The organism is Ktedonobacter racemifer DSM 44963 (assembly GCF_000178855.1).
GTDB lineage: Bacteria > Chloroflexota > Ktedonobacteria > Ktedonobacterales > Ktedonobacteraceae > Ktedonobacter > Ktedonobacter racemifer.
In genome coordinates this window covers 2206067-2223733 of sequence record NZ_ADVG01000004.1, presented here as the reverse complement: position 1 = coordinate 2223733, position 17667 = coordinate 2206067, and the positions used below count along the sequence as shown (strand labels likewise).

General features: G+C 54.7%; 18 protein-coding genes. 4 read left to right on the top strand and 14 right to left on the bottom strand.

Translation table 11 applies throughout. From position 1 onward, the window contains the following. Nucleotides 1–77: 77 nt before the first annotated feature. The 6 genes from KRAC_RS51460 to KRAC_RS51435 form a co-directional block, all read right to left on the bottom strand. A complete protein-coding gene (locus KRAC_RS51460) occupies nucleotides 78–659 on the bottom strand; it encodes a hypothetical protein (RefSeq protein WP_007920912.1) in 582 nt (193 codons plus the stop codon). A gap of 138 nt (nucleotides 660–797) precedes the next feature. Then, complete coding sequence (locus tag KRAC_RS51455) at nucleotides 798–1502, bottom strand: HPP family protein (RefSeq protein WP_007920911.1); 705 nt, start codon at nucleotides 1500–1502, stop codon at nucleotides 798–800. 69 nt (nucleotides 1503–1571) lie between these two features. Beyond that, a complete protein-coding gene (locus KRAC_RS51450) occupies nucleotides 1572–2384 on the bottom strand; it encodes a molybdopterin-dependent oxidoreductase (protein ID WP_007920910.1) in 813 nt (270 codons plus the stop codon). 46 nt (nucleotides 2385–2430) lie between these two features. Next, nucleotides 2431–3600, bottom strand: a complete 1170-nt coding sequence (locus tag KRAC_RS51445; RefSeq protein ID WP_007920909.1) for a hypothetical protein — start codon at nucleotides 3598–3600, stop codon at nucleotides 2431–2433. Between the two features lie 266 nt (nucleotides 3601–3866). Beyond that, on the bottom strand, nucleotides 3867–5240 hold the full coding sequence (locus tag KRAC_RS51440; RefSeq protein ID WP_007920908.1) for a cytochrome P450: 1374 nt from the start codon (nucleotides 5238–5240) through the stop codon (nucleotides 3867–3869). Nucleotides 5241–5360: 120 nt separating this feature from the next. Next, nucleotides 5361–5636 (bottom strand): hypothetical protein, encoded by a 276-nt coding sequence (locus tag KRAC_RS51435; protein WP_157508070.1) that lies wholly within the window; start codon nucleotides 5634–5636, stop codon nucleotides 5361–5363. Nucleotides 5637–5703: 67 nt separating this feature from the next. On the opposite strand from KRAC_RS51435, the gene KRAC_RS77495 reads away from it, so the two are divergent. Then, entirely contained in the window at nucleotides 5704–6696 is a 993-nt protein-coding gene (locus KRAC_RS77495) for a helix-turn-helix domain-containing protein (protein WP_007904354.1), read from the top strand. Nucleotides 6697–6783: 87 nt separating this feature from the next. Here the strand turns inward: KRAC_RS77495 and KRAC_RS51420 are convergent, their stop codons facing one another. From KRAC_RS51420 to trhA, 3 genes are all read right to left on the bottom strand, one after another. Beyond that, complete coding sequence (locus KRAC_RS51420) at nucleotides 6784–7248, bottom strand: nucleotidyltransferase family protein (RefSeq protein ID WP_052569296.1); 465 nt, start codon at nucleotides 7246–7248, stop codon at nucleotides 6784–6786. Between the two features lie 21 nt (nucleotides 7249–7269). Beyond that, a complete protein-coding gene (locus tag KRAC_RS51415; RefSeq protein ID WP_007920903.1) occupies nucleotides 7270–7836 on the bottom strand; it encodes a histidine phosphatase family protein in 567 nt (188 codons plus the stop codon). Between the two features lie 96 nt (nucleotides 7837–7932). Further along, nucleotides 7933–8628: a PAQR family membrane homeostasis protein TrhA gene (gene trhA, locus KRAC_RS51410; protein ID WP_007920901.1), complete on the bottom strand. Its 696-nt coding sequence runs from the start codon at nucleotides 8626–8628 to the stop codon at nucleotides 7933–7935. A gap of 321 nt (nucleotides 8629–8949) precedes the next feature. On the opposite strand from trhA, the gene KRAC_RS51405 reads away from it, so the two are divergent. Then, entirely contained in the window at nucleotides 8950–10878 is a 1929-nt protein-coding gene (locus KRAC_RS51405) for an alpha-amylase family glycosyl hydrolase (RefSeq protein WP_007920900.1), read from the top strand. A 111-nt stretch (nucleotides 10879–10989) separates the two neighbouring features. Here the strand turns inward: KRAC_RS51405 and KRAC_RS51400 are convergent, their stop codons facing one another. Continuing rightward, nucleotides 10990–11532, bottom strand: a complete 543-nt coding sequence (locus KRAC_RS51400) for a hypothetical protein (protein ID WP_007920899.1) — start codon at nucleotides 11530–11532, stop codon at nucleotides 10990–10992. Between the two features lie 288 nt (nucleotides 11533–11820). On the opposite strand from KRAC_RS51400, the gene KRAC_RS51395 reads away from it, so the two are divergent. Beyond that, the gene (locus tag KRAC_RS51395; protein ID WP_007920898.1) at nucleotides 11821–12549 is read left to right on the top strand and encodes a bacteriorhodopsin; all 729 of its coding nucleotides are present in this window, start codon (nucleotides 11821–11823) and stop codon (nucleotides 12547–12549) included. A gap of 115 nt (nucleotides 12550–12664) precedes the next feature. On the opposite strand, the gene KRAC_RS51390 is transcribed toward KRAC_RS51395, so the two are convergent. Beyond that, entirely contained in the window at nucleotides 12665–13393 is a 729-nt protein-coding gene (locus KRAC_RS51390) for an SDR family oxidoreductase (protein ID WP_007920897.1), read from the bottom strand. A gap of 119 nt (nucleotides 13394–13512) precedes the next feature. Here KRAC_RS51390 and KRAC_RS51385 point away from each other — a divergent pair, with 119 nt between their 5' ends. After that, nucleotides 13513–14421, top strand: a complete 909-nt coding sequence (locus KRAC_RS51385; protein WP_007920896.1) for a helix-turn-helix transcriptional regulator — start codon at nucleotides 13513–13515, stop codon at nucleotides 14419–14421. 17 nt (nucleotides 14422–14438) lie between these two features. On the opposite strand, the gene KRAC_RS51380 is transcribed toward KRAC_RS51385, so the two are convergent. The 3 genes from KRAC_RS51380 to KRAC_RS51370 all read right to left on the bottom strand — a co-directional run bounded on the left by KRAC_RS51380 (nucleotide 14439) and on the right by KRAC_RS51370 (nucleotide 17644). Next, nucleotides 14439–15281, bottom strand: a complete 843-nt coding sequence (locus tag KRAC_RS51380; protein ID WP_007920895.1) for a lysophospholipid acyltransferase family protein — start codon at nucleotides 15279–15281, stop codon at nucleotides 14439–14441. Then, a complete protein-coding gene (locus KRAC_RS51375; RefSeq protein ID WP_211221495.1) occupies nucleotides 15278–16399 on the bottom strand; it encodes a glycosyltransferase family 2 protein in 1122 nt (373 codons plus the stop codon). Before KRAC_RS51375 ends, KRAC_RS51380 begins: the two co-directional genes overlap by 4 nt. 189 nt (nucleotides 16400–16588) lie before the next feature. Then, nucleotides 16589–17644, bottom strand: coding sequence for an NAD(P)/FAD-dependent oxidoreductase (locus tag KRAC_RS51370; protein WP_007920893.1), 1056 nt, complete (start codon nucleotides 17642–17644; stop codon nucleotides 16589–16591). Between the last annotated feature and the right edge of the window lie 23 nt (nucleotides 17645–17667).

Sequence of the window (17667 nt, the reverse complement as noted above, 5' to 3'; positions counted from 1 at the left end):
TGGTGTATGGGGTGGTGCGTGCTGGCAATCGCAGGTTGCCAGCACGCACCACCCCATACCATGACCAGCAATAAAACCTATGCCTCGGCTGGCTGTACCACCTCGGTCATGGTCGAGCGCTTTTTCAAAGTGAGTATGCATCCTGCGCTCATACCCAGGAGGACGCTCCCAACCATCACCAGCCAGGTCGCGATTAGACCTGGCTTGAGCACCATCAGGTAGATACTACCTACAGCCATAGCATTCATGCCCAGAACCGAGGACCAGAGGATAGGGTCCTGTATCCTCCGTCGCAGGCTGGTGGGTACAGGACCCTCCGGCAGGGCCAGGGCCTCACGATGCAGAATCTTCAGCCGACGCGTGTTAATGAGCGGTCCCAGGCCAGCCAGGATCAGCAATCCCGCCAACGAGGCATTGATCCAGGCTGTAGACCAGCCCCAGGTCGTAAAGGTCATATGCATCCCCGCGCCCAGTGTGAGCACAAAAGAGAGGGCAAAGATGCGTAGAAGAACAGTGTGCATTCCACACCACACGCGTACCTGCTCAACGGTTCGCGAGCGCAGAATACCAATCATACTTGCCAGTTGCAGGCTCATCGCGATAAATAGGCCAGTTACCCCCAGAATATGCGCAAACAAAGCATATGAATATGTGGCCATCAGTACGGTACTCCTTCTCTAGAAGCAGTTTTTGGCAGGGAGAGCGTACACAAAAGCCCTACCCTCTCTTTAGCATAGCTAATGCACCTATAGCCGCATAGAAATGCTGAGATCACACATCAAAGTATCGGCCAGGGATTATGATTCACCGGGGGTATGGCTGACCTTGTTTGCTTCCACATGCCTGGGAGGCAGAGTCGCCCGCCAGGCTGGATAGGGGAGGCCTGCCAGGCGATTGATGACGAAGGCTTGGACTGTAAGCAGGATGACGGCTCCCATCAGCAAGACAAGCTGCCAGGACTTCGTCAAAATCCCCAGAGAGACAATCAGCGTCGTTGCCCCAGCAGGCGGGTGGGCCGAGTTACAGAGCACCATAAAGCCCGCCGTCAAGCCAAGCGAGAGGGCAGCGGCAATCACACGTGGCCACGTCACCCCCGTCGTCAGGGCTGGGCCCGCGGAGACCAGGCCGGTAATCAGCAGGCTAAAGTAGCCAGCCAGCGTTCCTATCAAATGTCCAATGATCGTATTGCGAGGAGAGGCGCTTGCCGCAGTTGGTGTATAGAAGAAGAGAAAGGCCGTGGGGCCAAGTGAGGGAAAAATAAAGGGAGAGCCTGTAAGTACCGCCAGGGCTGCCATCAGGCTAATGCTGACACACCCATTCACAAAACTAAAGAGCGCGAGCACAGCACGGTTCGAATGGTGCTGCAAGAGTACAGGGAGACGCACACGTGTAAGCAAGCCTGCGACGATATCCGCCATCTCATGGCCCATTGGCGGCCTGGAATGCAAGGGAAAGACTGGCCGCTCCTGAGAGTGTTTCTGTTCGTTTGTCTTATGTGGCATAACATCTCCCGCGCGATTCACGCTATTGTCTGATGGCAAAATCCTGCCTGCCGCTTAGCAGAAGGTGCTTTATGGCTCTTCGATACGGCGGCGCGGCCAGAAAACGACGATCAGGGCCAGCGCGAAACCCAGCACACTCGCCAGGGCCAGCCAGGCCAGGCTTGCAACGCGGCCAGAGAGCAATTCATATAACGCATCACTCACAAGCCAGAGTTGGGCAATGACAATGATAGCAACGATAAAAACCTGGCCCTGCACCAAGGCAATACGCCCCTGTAAGATGCGCAACATATCACTGATAGGATTGGCGGCACGATCAATACCGAGTGAGCGCTCACTGGCGCCTGTGGCCGAGGACATACACAGGCGGCCATTATAATCGCAATGGCGTGTGCCAAGCGCCACACGGGCAAACTTGCCCATGATATAGCACTTCTCGTTGGTCGTGGAGGACCCGCTAAAGACTGAGACGCAGTCTCTACCATGCTCGGCCTGCAAGGCTTGAAAACGCTGGGCAATGGTATCTAGCGCTTCATCCCAGCTTGCTGGCTCCAGGGGGCTATTTTTGCCATGGCGACCCATCAAAGGCCTGGTTAAGCGATCAGGATGGTGGGCTGTCTGATAGGCTGTCGAGCCTTTGGGGCAAAGCATCCCGTGATTCAGGGGAAAATCTTCGCGTGGCTCCACGCCAACAACCCGCCCACGAGCAACCTTGAGATACATACCACATTGGACGCCACAATAGCAGCAATGCGTGGGCACATAGCGATCAATAACCTCGTCCGAACGCCAGCGGTTCGGCGCATGGTCTCCAGTGTGAAAATCAAAGGTTTCGGGTTGATTCCTACGCAAATGGCGAAAAATATTCTTGTCAACGCTCATATGCTTTCCTCATTTCAAGACCCGCTCTGGCAAGCAGAATCAGCCATTACAAAAAACGGTTCCCCTCGTGGCCCAACGCCGCGAGATTGGCCTGCGCGCGCAGGACGCGTTTGCAAGTGGGGCAGAGATCCTGCCACCAGAGCGTATCCGTGGCCTGCTCCTCTACTACCGGTGCATCTGGATGAGTCGCTCGCTTCTCTGGACTGTCCATATGCAGGGTATAGTTCTCGCCAACCTCATACAGTGTCTTCTTTAAGTCCTGCACAAAGCGCACCAGAGCAAATTCCTCCTGGCAGCGCGCGCACTTCTGCATCGCGGTCCCTTCGCCTGTACGCCAGTATAGCTCGATCCCAACCGTAGCTGGGCGCTCAATAAGGTGGAAAAATTTGCCAAACGGGAGCGAGATCAGCCAGAGCACCACAACCGCTTCATGGACCAGGGAGATATACCAATAATATGCGCCTCCCAGCCAGGTACTATCAGCGGTAAGCGCCAGGCCAGTCACAGTGATAGTCAGCAGCAAGGCCAGGGGCATAATATCGAAGCGGAAGCGCTGCACTGCAATCAAGGCCAGATCATGGAAGCGACGATGAAAGGCTAGCACCAGGCCGACCAGCAAGATCAGCGCCGTTAAATCCAGCGCATGAAAAATGAGAAAGGCCAGGAACATATCGGCCGGTAAGGAGAAGAAAGGGAAACCAAAGACCCAGATCTGATAGAGGCTAGAGGCAGTCTGAGTAAAACGCAGCCAGCCAAAGGTCAAAGGGAAGGTAATCGCGCAGGAGAGGATGATTCCCCAGAAGATACACTGGTGTGTCAGCCAGCGATATAGGCCACGCCTACGAATAAATTGCTGCGCGAACAGGTCGAACAGGGCTCCTGGAATCAGCATCGCATAGCGCCGAAAATTGGCATAGGAGAGAAATAATTCCCAGCTACGCTTCCAGTAGCGGCCCGTCGGCGGGCGAAATAGCCAGAAAGAATATTTATACGTCACTGCCGCGACCGCGAAAATAGTTGCTACAGCATAACCAATGAGCGCGGCATCAAACCAGTGGAAGCCTCGCGAGCCAAACGCGATAAGAAGCCCTAGGACGACAGCCGCCAACACAACAAAGCAGACCGAACGCATCCGCAGGCTGATCGTCTTGCGTCGTCGCCGAAGGTCCACGGATTTCCGCACTGGCCCAGGAGAAAGGATGGAGGTCTGAGCCATACAAGCATATCCTTTCGCCCAAAGAGAGAGCTACTCTCATATATAGCAAACAGAACAATATGTATCGCTAAGCGATACATATTGACACGCATGATATCGCCTTCAGGATGACAATATGCCCCCAGAGTCATGCTTCTCGCCTGGGCGAACAGGCACCAAATGATCTCACCATGTAGGGTCCAAGCTAGCTTGGACTCCGAGGCCCGCAGGCCGATATCCAGCCATCAGAGCAGTCCATGCCAGGACCCTACAGCTCGCAGTCGACCCTACACATGGCGGCGTACCACCATTTGCACATGTTGATCTGGTCGCAAGGTAAGCGACTTGCTGGGATCAGGCTTGATCTCTTGTCCTGGCACCAGTTCGAAGGTGACACGTTGGGCGAGGGTTGAAAGAAGAAGTTGTCCTTCCATCATGGCAAAGTAGTTGCCAATACAGATGCGCGGACCTGCGCCAAAGGGGAGATAGGCATAGCGCGGAAGCTGCTTCTCGCGCTCAGGTGTGAAGCGCTCAGGGTCAAACTCAAAGGGGCGCGGGAAGTAGTCGGGACGGTTATGCATGACATAGGGCGCAATGAGAACCACATCACCCTTATGCACCTGGTAGCCATCAATCACGATGTCCTTTAGCGCGGCCCGCCCCATAGTATACGCCGGTGGATACATACGCAGCGTTTCCTTGAAGACTTGCTGGCTGCATGGCAGCTTTGTGAGATCCGCATAGGTAGCCACCCGCCCACCAAGTACGCTCCGCGCCTCCTCCTGAAGCTTGCGGTATTGCTCAGGATGCTGGGCCAGCAGATACCATGCCCAGGTCAGAGCCACAGCAGTCGTCTCATGCCCCGCGCCAAAAAGCGTCAGGCACTCGTCGATCAACTGCTCATTATCCATGGGCTTACCCTCGTCGTCACGCGCCCGCAACAGGATCGAGAGAAAGTCGTTGCCCTCCTCCGCGCTGGCACGCCGCTCCTCAATCATCTGTTGAATACGGCTTCGCAGCAGCGCAATCGCCTGGTGCGCACGCTTATTCTGTGGTGTCGGCCAGTTATATGGAGTTGGAAGCAGGCGCGCCAGACGGTGACCTACAAAATTGAGAGTCGTCGCCATTGCCGCGCCAAGCTCATCGGTCTCTGTAAACACATCCACATTGAAGAGCACCTTGCCAATAATGCTCATGGTGATGGTGGTCATCTCTTCGTCGATATTGATCCGTGCGCCGTCCTGCCAGCGCTGCTGTACCTGCTCGCCATAGTACACCATGTTATCGGCATAGCTGGCGATGTGGCGTGGCTGGAAGGACGGCGCCATAATCTTACGCTGGCGACGGTGAAAATCGCCTTCGCTGGTAAAAATGCCATTGCCAATCACCGGGCGAAGGACATTATGAATGGATTCGCCTTTATCGAAGTCGTAGGCGTGCTCCACCAGGATACTCTGCACATGCTCAGCGGAGAAAAAGGCTGGCAGGGCGAAGGGACCCATGTGAAATCCACTCACCGGCCCCTGCTCGCGCCACATGCGCATCAGCAGATTCAGGCGATCCCGCTGATACTTGAAGAGACTTCCCACAACGGGCGATTCTTTAATATAGGGGATAGACTTTACCGTAGTTTTCTCTTGAGTTTTCAGTTCTGTGACCATAGTCTCTCTGCCTCACTTCCTGGGTATTTATCAATCACTTCTCCCAGGATGCCCATATCATTCATACAATTATTGCTCTACATCTATTTAATCACAGCAATAGCACATGTGCTTTTACCCTCAAGCCTCTTCTACCTTCAGAGATTCTATGATCCAGTCTAGCAGTGTGAGGGCGTGAAGCATACGCTGCCGCGTCTCCCCGCCAAAGAAGCCTTGAAGGAGAGCTTCGAGACCAGGCAGCGTTTTCACAAGGTCCTTGAGATGCGGCCACACCGAACCATTGGGTGGCAAGGGTTTATCGTTCGCGGCCCACAGGCCAGTTATAAGCGGCCATGAGGCCGTACTTACCAGGTAGGCTCCCCTGGTCATATCACCTGCATTGAGAGCCGCACGCACCTTGATGCGTACACTCTCTAGTGCAATCGTTCAAAAGAAAGTAGGAAAGTAGCCGATATGAGAAGGTATGCAACCCATTTTCATTCGACCACTCACCGAACCCGAGCGAGCCCATATCGAGGCTCGCTTACGCTCCGGCTCAGCCTTTGTGCTACGCCGTTGCCAGATCCTTCTGGCTTCAGCCCGTGGAGAGCGAGCCATCGCCATTGCGCGGCAACTGGGCTGCGACGACCAGACGGTGCGCAATGTGATCAAAGACTTCAACGAGCAGGGGCTCGACGTGCTCAAGAAGGAGTCCTGTCGCCCTCATCGGCTACGCACCAGCATTGCCGACGAGAATCTGCCAGCCCTGCGCGATCTGCTGCATCGCAGCCCGCGCGATTTTGGGATCGCGCGCAATCTCTGGTCTCTCCCACTGGTGGCGCAGATCTGCTTGTCACAAGGACTCGTGGCTGCCCCGACCACTGCTGCCAGTGTCCGCCGTGCGCTCAAGCGCTTGGGGGTCAGTTGGAAACGCGCCCGCGCACTGGATCACCAGCCCCGATCCGCAGTATGCACGAAAAAAAAGGCTCGTGACCGCTTGATCGCGTACGCTCAACCCCGCTCTGATTGGGCCATTGGCTTCCTCGACGAGGTCTGGTGGAGCCGATTTGCTCTTCCACGCCTTTATGCCTGGCAAGACTCCGAGCACCCCGTCCGTTTGGTTGAGCAATCCTGGCAAAAGAATGATCCAGACCCAAAAGCATTGGCGTGCTATGGGGTTCTCTGGCAAAAGGGAACCACGGAGGAACCCGTGCGAGAGCAGATGTGGCTTCGTTTTGTCACAGGACGCCCGGTGAGTGAGATCACCATCCAGTTTCTGGACTGGTGTTGTCAGCAATTGGCCGCACAAGGCAAACGTCAGTGGCTCCTCATCTGGGACAACGCCTCCTGGCATGAAAGCCGCGAGAGTGCGCACCTGGATCAGAAAACACAACCTCGCGGTCAAACAAACGGGCGAAGGGGTACGGATTTTGCCTTTCCAACTGCCCACCAAAAGTCCCTGGCTCAATCCAATTGAGCCCAAGTGGGTCCATGGCAAACGCAATGTGGCCGAAACCAATGGGTTGCTTTCGGCTCATCACCTCGCTGAGCGGGTCTGTGCCTATTATGGGTGTGCATATGAGCCACATTTATCTCTTTCCGAAAAGGTTTCGTAATCTTGCACTAGCCAGTAAGCGCTCTCGCTCCGCTCCTTTTCTGGCGTTCGGTAGGCAGCAAATAACGCTCTGGCCTCGCTAACCAGTTGCACGATAACACCTTCCGGATCATAGAGAATACACCCATCCAGATAAGCATAGACCTCCATTGGATTTGTCGCCAGCTTCGCCCGGGCTGACTCCACATCAGCAGACCCTCGCTCAATCAGGATACCCTCACGCATCTCAGCCGCAAAACGCCGAGTATGGCCAGGAGCGAAATAGAGCCGCAAATCCAGATCAGAACCAGGCAAAGCATCACCCCGCGCAAAGGAAGCAATGAGAAGAATCCCCAACAGCCCCCTCTGCCCCCTGGCTTCGCTTACCACATCTTGAAGCAAACACCCATACAAAGCTCTGCTTTCGCCGTCCATTCCACCCTCCTACATACTGCGCTAAAGGTGGCGCTGTGCCAGCGTCTGAGGATCCACTTCAAAGCGCCAGATCGGTATGTCTCGCCATTCCCATGGTGCATTCACAATTTCCTCCAGAGTGGAGGTGCCGCACCAGTAGCGAATCCCATACATGGTCGCCCGGTGGCCAATTACGACGACTGTTTTCCCGTCATACTCACGCGCTACATTCTGGAGAAAGGCGCCCACGCGTTGAGCGGCCATGGAGGCACTCTCACCTCCTGGGAAAGGCTCTGTGATGCGCCGTGGGAACTCTTCCTCCACCTGCTCCCTGGGATACTGCGTCATCTCGCCATAGTCAAACTCGCGCAGGCGCGCATCGGGTATCACAGGCAAGCCACGCTCGCCAAAGAGAAGATGCGCCGTTACAACCGCGCGTTGCAGATCGGAACAGAAAACAGCGTCGATCTTCTCACTCGCATAGTGCTTTCCCAGTTCAACCGCCTGCTGCCTCCCCAATGTAGAGAGCGGCACATCCACGTGTCCCGATGCCCGTCCCGCCTCGTTGTCCACGCTCGTCGAATGAGGTGAATAAAAGAGCGTCAACATTTATGCTTCCTTCCTTGCCTTTCACAATTCTTTTGCATGCACGTTATAGCACAAATTGTAGGGGCCATGCGAGGCTTCCTCCTTTAGCGGATATTTTTATTGGCGCGGGAAAGGGAGAGCCCATTTCCAGACGCAGAAGACAAAGATTGCGCTTCCCAGGATGACAAACAGGTGGAAGATCTCGTGGAAGCCAAAGACACGTGGGAAGGGATTGGGCCAGCGCAGAGCATAGACAACCGCGCCCACTGTGTAGGAGACCCCACCGAGAATTAACGTCAAGACAAACGGCCAGGAGAGCACACTTAGAAAGGCGGGAAAGGCCAGGAGCGCGACCCAGCCCATGATGATGTAGAGCACAGTCCCTATCCAGCGCGGCAGACGCAGGGTATAGGGCACTACCGTAAAGGCCAGACCCAGAAACGCGAGTGTCCAGATCGTCACAAGCAGGGCGATACGTACCCAGCCGCTGAGAATATTGAAGCTGAGTGGAGTATAGGTACCCGCAATCAGGACAAAGATATTGGAGTGATCAATAGCACGAAGCACCTGGCGTGTACCAGGCTTCCAGGTTCCGATATGATAAAAGGCGCTTACGGTGTACAATTCCATCATACTCAAACCAAAGACGAGCAGCGAAATGAGGCGTGGCACATCCGAACGGCTGAGCCAGCAAAAGAGAAACGTTAAAACAAGGGCGGCAAAGGCTGCCAGCGCGTGTGACCAGCCTCGCAACAACGGTTTGATGACCTTTTGCACCTCTTGCTCCAACGATGATACTTGTTCCTGAACCATGTTATTAGCACATCCTTATGTTCTATCTTCTACGTATGTAATCCAATGTACAAGCTGTTGGTTTGCCCCCTCGCGCCTGCGGCACTCGGCCTGTTATGTGGTGTGGCTGCCAGGGCGCACCACACCACATAACCACTATCTTATTAGAGCAACTTCTCGTGGTGAGAGTTTCACGAGCGCGCGCAAGAGGAATAGGAGACCCGCACAAACACGCGGTTTTGGGTTGACATTCCCGCGTTTCTTGTATATAGTTTGACTGTCAATTGTTGGATGGTCAACAAATACGTGTTGTTAAATATAGCTCTCAAGGAACGCAGCGTTATGCCTGATCTGACCGAGCAAGTAACGAATGAAACACCGCCAATGTCGGCGGTAACAGAAATGACCGATAATATTACCTCCGCCCCCGGAGATTTACCTGTCCCTGAGATTGAAGCTCGCATTCTCGCTCAGCAGAACCAGTTTCGCCATGACAATATTCTCATTCCTTCTGCTCCCCAGGCGGGTCAAGCTGTGGAGATCTGGGCAACGAGTGGTGAAAATTATCCCCTGGAGCGTAGCGTCCTCTTTTATACCACAGATGGAAGTCTGCCAGATACCTCCTCAATGACCTTGCCACTGGAAAAGGTGCGAGTCGATTGGGAGACGCAGGTGGGCTACCTCACACGCTGGCGGGCCATTCTTCCCGCGCAGACTGCACACACCATTGTCCGCTACCGCATTGGCGGCTGGTATCGCCATTCATACCAGGAAGAGCCAGATGTCTGGGCGCAAGATGGGCAGGGGCACTGGTACCGCCAGCGGGGTCTGCTCGCCGTCACCACCTTTGCCTATACTGTTGAGGCGAAGGCGCCTCATTTTCCACAATGGACCCAGGATGGCATTATTTATCAGATCTTTGTGGATCGTTTTCGCACCAGCGAACCAGGTGGCGACTTCCCGCATAATCCTGATCTCCAGGCGCTGCATGGTGGAACGCTACAGGGTGTCATTGATGCTCTGCCCTATCTGGCGGATCTAGGTGTTACCTGCCTCTGGCTCTCACCAATTCACCAGGCCGAGACCTATCATCGTTATGATGGTATAGATTTTAATACCGTCGATCCCAGGCTGGGAACAAATGAGGATGTCAAAGAGCTGACGCAACGCGCCCATGCTCAGGGGATGCGTGTTATCCTGGATTTTGTTCCCAGTCACGTCTCCTGGCATCATCCCGCCTTCCTTGAGGCTCAGCAGAATCAGGATGCGGAATCTGCCGACTGGTTTACCTTCTACGCCTGGCCTGACAACTATCGTAGCTTCCTCGACATGGTTCCCTCGCTTCCCTCATTTAGCACCGAAAGTCGGGGTGCTCGCCGCTATATTTTTGAGAGTGCCATCACATGGTTAAAAGACTATGGAATAGACGGTTTTCGTCTCGATCACGCGATTGGGCATAGCATGGATTTCTGGACCGAGTTCCGCCAGGTCACACGCGCGGTCGCGCCTGAATCTATCACGGTAGGCGAGGTGACAGATACACCAGATAGCATGGCTCGCTTCCACGGTAAACTGGATGGGCTGCTCGATTTCCCCCTCGCCTCTGCCTTACGCCACACCTTTGGGATCAAAGATTGGAATGTCCAGAAGCTTGATACATTCCTCTATAGCTATGAGCAATTTATGATGCAGGCGCCAGAGCGTGTGAGCTTCCTGGATAACCATGACATGAACCGCTTCCTCTTTGTGGCCAACCAGGATACCCAACGCCTCAAAATGGCGGCTCTCTGCCAGTTTACCCTGACCGCAACACCTGTCATCTATTATGGAACTGAGGTTGGTATGTCTCATTCCGTAGATATTGGAGCGGTGGCTGGTGGTGATGCCCTCGCTCGTCAGGATATGCCCTGGACTACAGAACAATGGAACCAGGATCTGCTCTCCTTCTATCGCTCACTTATTCAGATAAGGAAGGCCTTCCCAGTTCTGCGGCAGGGAAAACGCCGTACCATGCACCTGAATGTAGCACAGAAAGCCTATGCCTATGCCCAAACATCAATCGATGCGGATGCGTTGATCTATGGCGATATCCTGGTGACCTTCAACCTGAGTAATACACAACAGACTTTGCTTCTCCCCAAACCTGGCAAGGCCCGCGAATATACATGCCTCCTGGCAACGTGTGGACGGGCAAACGCACGCCTCACTGCGCAAGGTATCGAGATTACCCTGCCAGCACAGAGTGGGGCTGCATTCACCCCTGTCGTGTAGGGTCCAGGCTGGCTTGGGCTCGCCCAGCCCCCAGGTCGATACTTAGGTGCGGGAAGGTCGCTTCACTCGGAGTCCAAGCCAGCCTGGACCCTACATGTTATTACAACTCGTTTAGTATGTTGGAGGTTTGACGGCGACATGCCCGGTCAGTACTGCTACCTGGTTGACGTGGAGCAGTAGAGTAGGATCCATTGCCCCGCTTATCTGTAAGACTGCGCCCTGATGGATATCTTTGAGGCTGCCTAACGCGATGGGCGTCGATGTGGGAAGCCATTGCATGCGAATGATTTGTCCTGTGCGTGTGTAGGAGAGGTCGTTCTGGCGTATAAGTAGGGTCGCATAGATAAAATAGTCAAAATTATCGTACTTTGGCCTGCGGTCGATGACCTGGGTCTTCGTCACCTCGCAATAGATTTTGACAGGCATATCAGGAGTGACGCTGGCGGTAGGGGTAGGCATCGTCTTCATCTGGGTTGGTGTGGCGGTCGGCGTAACAAAGATTGCCAGGGGACCCATCTGGGTTGTACCATCGATGAGTGCTTGCTGCGTGCGATTCCAGGGTACATACAGTACCCAGGCAAGCAGTGCAACCATCCCAATCAGAATACAGATACTCACTAGCGGTTGCCACCACCTATGTTGCGGACTTTTCACGCTATTTTACTTCCTCTCAATACCTCTGGCAAGTAGATTTTGTCTCCCCATATATTCGCCCATTGACTACTCTCTCTGGTGCCGGAATATAGCACAGGCAGAACGAAAATGCAACCAGGTTGAGAGAAGAGACAGCGTTGTGCAGCTTTTTTGTCGCTTTATAATGCAAGTGACCACCGCTTTAGAGCTATGCCAGACTCATCATAGGCATCTAGAGTCGCGTATATGCGCTTAATAAGTATATCGTTGTACGATACGTAACGCGTCTATGCGCAAAGGAGAAGATCTATGAATTCTGCTACAGTGACCGTCTTATGGGTCACGTCGCTCCTCATGATCCTTTGTACACTCGTCTTTACCTACCGCTCATTTCGCGCGCGTACCGAAATCAAACACTTTTACTACCTCACCGCCCTGATTACGTTGATCGCGGCCACCCTATATATGACCATGGCGAGCGGTTATGGTGGCATCGGACAGAACGGGAGAGTCATCCTCTTTGGTCGCTACATTGACTGGGTAATTACTACGCCGCTCCTGCTCATGAACCTGGCCTTGATTGCCTTACCACGTAATTTCCCCAGCCGCTTTGCTGTCATCGGCACCATGATTGCTGCTGATGTATACATGATTGTTTCAGGACTGGGTGCCTCGCTTATTCGCAGCAACTTCCGCTGGGCGTTCTTTGCTGTAAGCTGTGCGGGCTTCCTGGCCGTACTCTACTTTATTGTAGTCAAACTTACTCCAGAAGCAAACGTACGCAGTGAACCAGTGCAGCGCCACTATAGCACACTGTCGATTATGCTCATCGCGCTCTGGGTCTGTTACCCCATCGTCTGGATCCTGGGTACCGAGGGCTTCGGCGTCATCTCTCTCTTGCCTGAAGTCGTTCTGTATGCGGTTCTTGACATCCTGGCCAAAGGTGCCTTCGGCTTTGTCCTTCTGAGCAAGCCGAGTGTCCTCCTCGAGGCGGATCAGGAGACCGCTCCTATCAATAGTGTAGCCGCACAGTGGTAAAGAACATATTATGTGCAGGCGCTACTCACTATAGAAAAGAGAGAGGACTTTGCCCTCTCTCTTTTCTATAGTGAGTAGCGCCTGCGATGCTCAAAGGGATGCGAAGAGAGAGACCTCACACCAGTCGATGGCCACCATCTACAGGCAAAACAGTCGCAGTTGTAAACTCGTTTTCCATCAGGAAGATGGCTGCGTGACCGATGTCCGAGGGGCGACCAATACGGCCTGCTGGCAGACGCTGCGCCATCTGCTCAAAACGGGCAGACTTGTTGGCTGCTAGGGCCGATGTTTCCCAGATTGGTGTATCAATCCAGCCGGGGGAGATGGTATTGACGCGTACTGGCGCCAGGCCAATGGCCAGGGCATAGGTAAACGAGAAGAGCCCACCATTGACTGCTGCCACAAGCGCGGCTGTTGCCATTGGGCGCTCAGCAGCGATTCCAGCCGTAAAGGTAATCGAGCCATGTCCGTTGATCTGTCGCGAGGCATATTTCGAGAGCAGTAGCGCCGCGATAAGCTTTGCGTCGATAGTCTTGCGCGCAGCCTCTAGATCAAAGTCACGAATTGGCTGGTAAGCGAGATGAGAGGCAGCCGAGACAAAAAGATGATCGAAGCTCCCGGCAACCTCAAACAGGTGGCGCACCTCATCTTCACGCGTGACATCGGCTGAGATCGACTTTACACGCTCCCCACCCGCCAGGTCCTCAGTAGCCTGGGCCAGTCGCTCTGGAGAACGTCCCACGATGACCACTTTAGCCCCTTTCGCCAGGGCAGCCTGAGCGACGCCAAATCCCATACCAGAGCTCCCCCCCACCACAATGATTGTATTTCCGCTGATATCCATATTGTTGTCTCCTTGATATATCGTCCTGGGTCAGTAAACCTCGTCCTCAACCCAGCGAAAGTGTATAATGAAAAGTATTCTTGAACCAGACGAGCGTTTATCATAGGAGTGGGACTCCTATGGAACATCAACAGCTAAAGGGAGCAGTCATGGCAAGCCAGCAGGAGCAATTACGCGTACAGGAACTCGGAGATTTTTTGCGCACCAGAAGGGGACGGATTGCTCCTGAACTGGTTGGCTTGCCACGTGGGGAGAGGCGGAGGACGCCCGGCTTGAGACGCGCAGAGGTGGCGCAACTGGCGGGCGTAAGCGTGGATTGGTATACCTGGCTAGAACAGGGACGCCCAATCAGCGTTTCAATTCAGGTGCTCGAAAGTCTGGTTCAAGCCCTCCAACTGGATGCTAACGAGCGCGAGCATCTCTTCTTTCTGGCTCATCAGCAGCCACCTCCAGAGGGAACTCCACTGCGCGAGACGGTCAGCGCGACCTTGCAGCATTTTCTTGATCATCTTGACCTCAGTCCAGCCTTCGCTATCGGGCCGCGCTGGGATATTGTTGCCTGGAATGATGCTGCACGCGTTGTGCTGTACGATTTTCCTCATATGACGTCACGTGAGCGCAACGTTCTCTGGCTCACCTTTGCCTCTGCCTCTCATCGCCAACGAATAGTAGATTGGGACAAACACGCACGCCGCATTCTGGCACAATTTCGGACGAGCTATGGACGTTTTCCCGGCGATCCATGGATGACGGAATTAATTGCCGCTTTGCAAACCATTAGCCCCGAATTTCGCGCTTGGTGGTCCGATCACGAGGTGCTACGAGGGCCAGAGGGTCAAAAGGTGCTCAAACATCCCCAGGCGGGTATCCTGGCTTTTGAGCATCTCATGTTTCAGATGTACGATGAGCCAGATTTGAAGGTGGTTGTGTATACGCCCATCAAAGAAGGGGAGACAGGGGAGAAAATTCGTCAGCTACTGGCGCAAGGGCACGGGACCCGTGGAAGCGGCGCGTCCCTAGACCAGTAACAAGATCAGTCCTCTTTTTAGTGGGAAAGTTCCTGTACACGCTCCTCAATCGCGCTTGCAAGGGCGGTGGCGTCTTCATAGTCCTTCCGGTAGAGCGGCGTACCCAGGCGCAGTGTCACCTGCCAGCGCCGCTTGCCAGGCGTATAGCAAAAGCCTGTGGGAACAATGGCAACCCTCGCCTGCTCGTCCCGCTCCGCCAGTTCCACCAGGCGCACAAAGCCCGCCCGGAAGGGGAGAAAAGAGACGCCACGATCTTTAGGATTAGGATCGGGATCGACATTTGGGTAGGCCTCGGGGAAGATTACCAGTCCCTTTCCATGGCGCAGGAGCAGCATCGCGTCCTTGACTGCGTTTCTCAGATATTTCTTCACCTCGTCAACTCGGAAAATACTCTCTCCTTCCTGACCATCTGTGGTTACGAAGAGTCGTTCGGTACGTAAGACCGTTGGCCAGCTGAGGGTGGTACATGCCCACTCCATGAGCGCGCGTTGCCAGCGCGTGCGTATCCAATCCAGCGCCACAAAAATATGCATGCGCCTGGGGATACAGCGCAAGAGGATGCAGCCATCATACAGGTGATGATAGTGCCTGGCTGCGATCAGGAGTGGCCCCTTCTCTGGAAGGTTCTCAAGCCCCTCCACCGTTATCCTGGTTCCTGCGGTGGTGATAAGCCAGCAACCTATTTGGAGGACATACTGCGAGATAGCCCGAATGACACGCACAACAAATGGGGGCCGGTCAGGGGCGTGCCCGCTCTGTTTCTCTTTCTTAGAACGCTGACGCACAAGCATAACAGGGGTCAGGCCAAGCACAATTCCTAACTCGGGAGCGACTGTTATAGAGTACCACAATGAACTCATAGAGAACCTCTGCGTATGACGGTCCGACCACGCCAGGTATGCTTACGTCTCAAAGCCATCCTGCCCAGTTGCATGGCTACCAGCAGGTCACACAACGGCGAGAACCAGTATGACCACGGACGCCTTGGATAAGCACGCGCCGTTCCCACCAGGACTCCCAGGCGCATCGCTACCAGGACTCCATTTGCCGTTAGTATACGCCAATCGCGCGTGCGGAGGAAGAGGAGGCAAAGTAAGAGTGGGAGAGGTAGAGCCTGCACCAGGAGAATTTCCAACCAGCCAAGAGCTGTCTGCGTCCCCGAGAAATGATCGTGCAGGGGGAGCGAGCGTGTCCAATTCTGCCAGGCCTCACGCCAGTTCTCATACATCTTTACTGATACCAGGTCGTCTGCCTCATAGAAGCCAACGCGATACCCATCGCGTACCAGCATCCGCGCCATAGTAACATCTTCACTGACCGAGAAACGAGTGCTGGCAAATCCATCATAGCGCGCCAGGGCTGTGCGTCTGAAGAGAAAGCACTGGCCGTTAGCCTGAACGTCTTGCACACGTTGGAATTCTCTCCCGGGGGCGCCAAAGCGGTAGACCAGCGTCGTCAGCAGAGCGGGATGTACAAGCCCTTCGCCAATGCTTCCCAATTCCTGTTGCGTCGCCACGCTCAGCCCATCGAGCTGGGCCGACCTGGCATGCTCCAGTAACGTTGAGGCAAGTAGCGGCTTTGTGCGAGCATCCGCATCTATAATTAATACCCAGTTATTGGTTGTAGGTACTACAGCTTTCCAGCCTGTTTGCAGCCCCCAGACCTTGCCGTTCCAATCCTCGGGAATGGGGCTGGCGTCAATAAGGCGGATACGCGTGTCGCGCTGGGCATAGGCAGTCACAAGTTGTTGTGTGCCATCGGTCGAACCTCCATCGACAACCAGGATCTCGCAAACCTCGCTTCCCTGCACCATTAGCCCTTCCAGGCAAGGTGCCAGGCGTGTATATTCATTCAGGACAGGCACAATAACGGCTACCTGTTCTCCAGTTGCCTGTGCTGTCTCCCGCGCCTGAAGACGTTTCCCGCCGCCTCCCTTTGCCATACGCCATACCACGCGGACCGCAAAAAATAGTTGCACAGACGTTATCAGTTGAAAGGGATATCCTTTGCCCAACGTTGGTTTCCTCTATTCCTCACTGTGATCTTATTCCGAAACCCAACGTCACTCGCATGCCTAGCGCTTCCCCATTCGGGGACAGGCGCGCTCAGGTTTTCGGATAAGTAGTGGATAAGTAGTATATATGTCACTTCCCTCTCTATGACGCCGCTACTGGTGTACGCGGCTACTTTTGGGATAGAGCAATTGTTGGGCGACCTGTATTCCGTGTTCGAGCGCACGATGGACGCGACCACCAACGAAGCCATCACCGCAGAAAGCCAGTCCCGCTGGCAGGGTAAGCGCGTGCAACTGCTCGCTATCGGCTTTCTGGTCAGGCAGGGCATAGCGCCAGCGCTGGACATCGCTAAAGATGGGGGTTGCTAACCCCTCTTCCTGCACCAGTTGCGCCACCATGGCTGCGCTCTCTCGCACCAACTCCGAGTCCTCTCTCTCCCATTGCTCACGGCTATAATCAGGGGCCATCTGGGCAATAAGGAGTCCCGCGCCCGAGGGAACGCGCTCTTGCGCTTTCTCATGTTCCCAGGCTAGCCAGGAGATAGGGTGGGCCTTGTCGATATTGACCAGGGCATAGTATGGGCGCCGTTGTGGCATAGGACGATACCCAAGCATAATGGAGAGCAGTGGTCGGTAAGTTGCTGCACCCAGTTGGGCCACTATGGCCCCCTGCAAGCCAGGCTCTAATTGACTCTTCTCTAGCAGTTCTTGGGCCTGGGGAAGGGGAAATGTTATGAGAAGCCTGGAGAAAGGGCCTTGCTCTGCTCCGTGTTCAGGTGTAAGCCACCAGCCCTGAGGGGTCTTCCGGATATGATCGATACGTGTCTCCAGATGAATGTCGAGTCCCCTGGCCATCTGTTTGGCCAACGTAGCCAGGCCGCTGCGATAGGTCCACTTCTCCTCGGCGTTTTGCTCGGCGTCGCCCTCCTGGATCTCTCCCTGCCCGTTGAAGACCCAGACTGGTTTCTCGATATCGATAAGATCAGGGGTACGAAAGCGCCCCGTAATCCAGGAGATCGAGGCAGGTGCTCCCGGCTTGATGTACTGTGCGCCATGATCGTAGATAAAGCCCTCGCGGCTGCGTGTCGCGGCACGCCCACCCACGTCCCGGCTCTTCTCAAAGAGCGTCACCTGCCAGCCCGCATCCTGCAAAACATGCGCTGCCGCCAGCCCGCTACATCCCGCCCCCAGCACGGCTATCGTCGTCATAAGCTTCTCCCTTCAATGCTCAC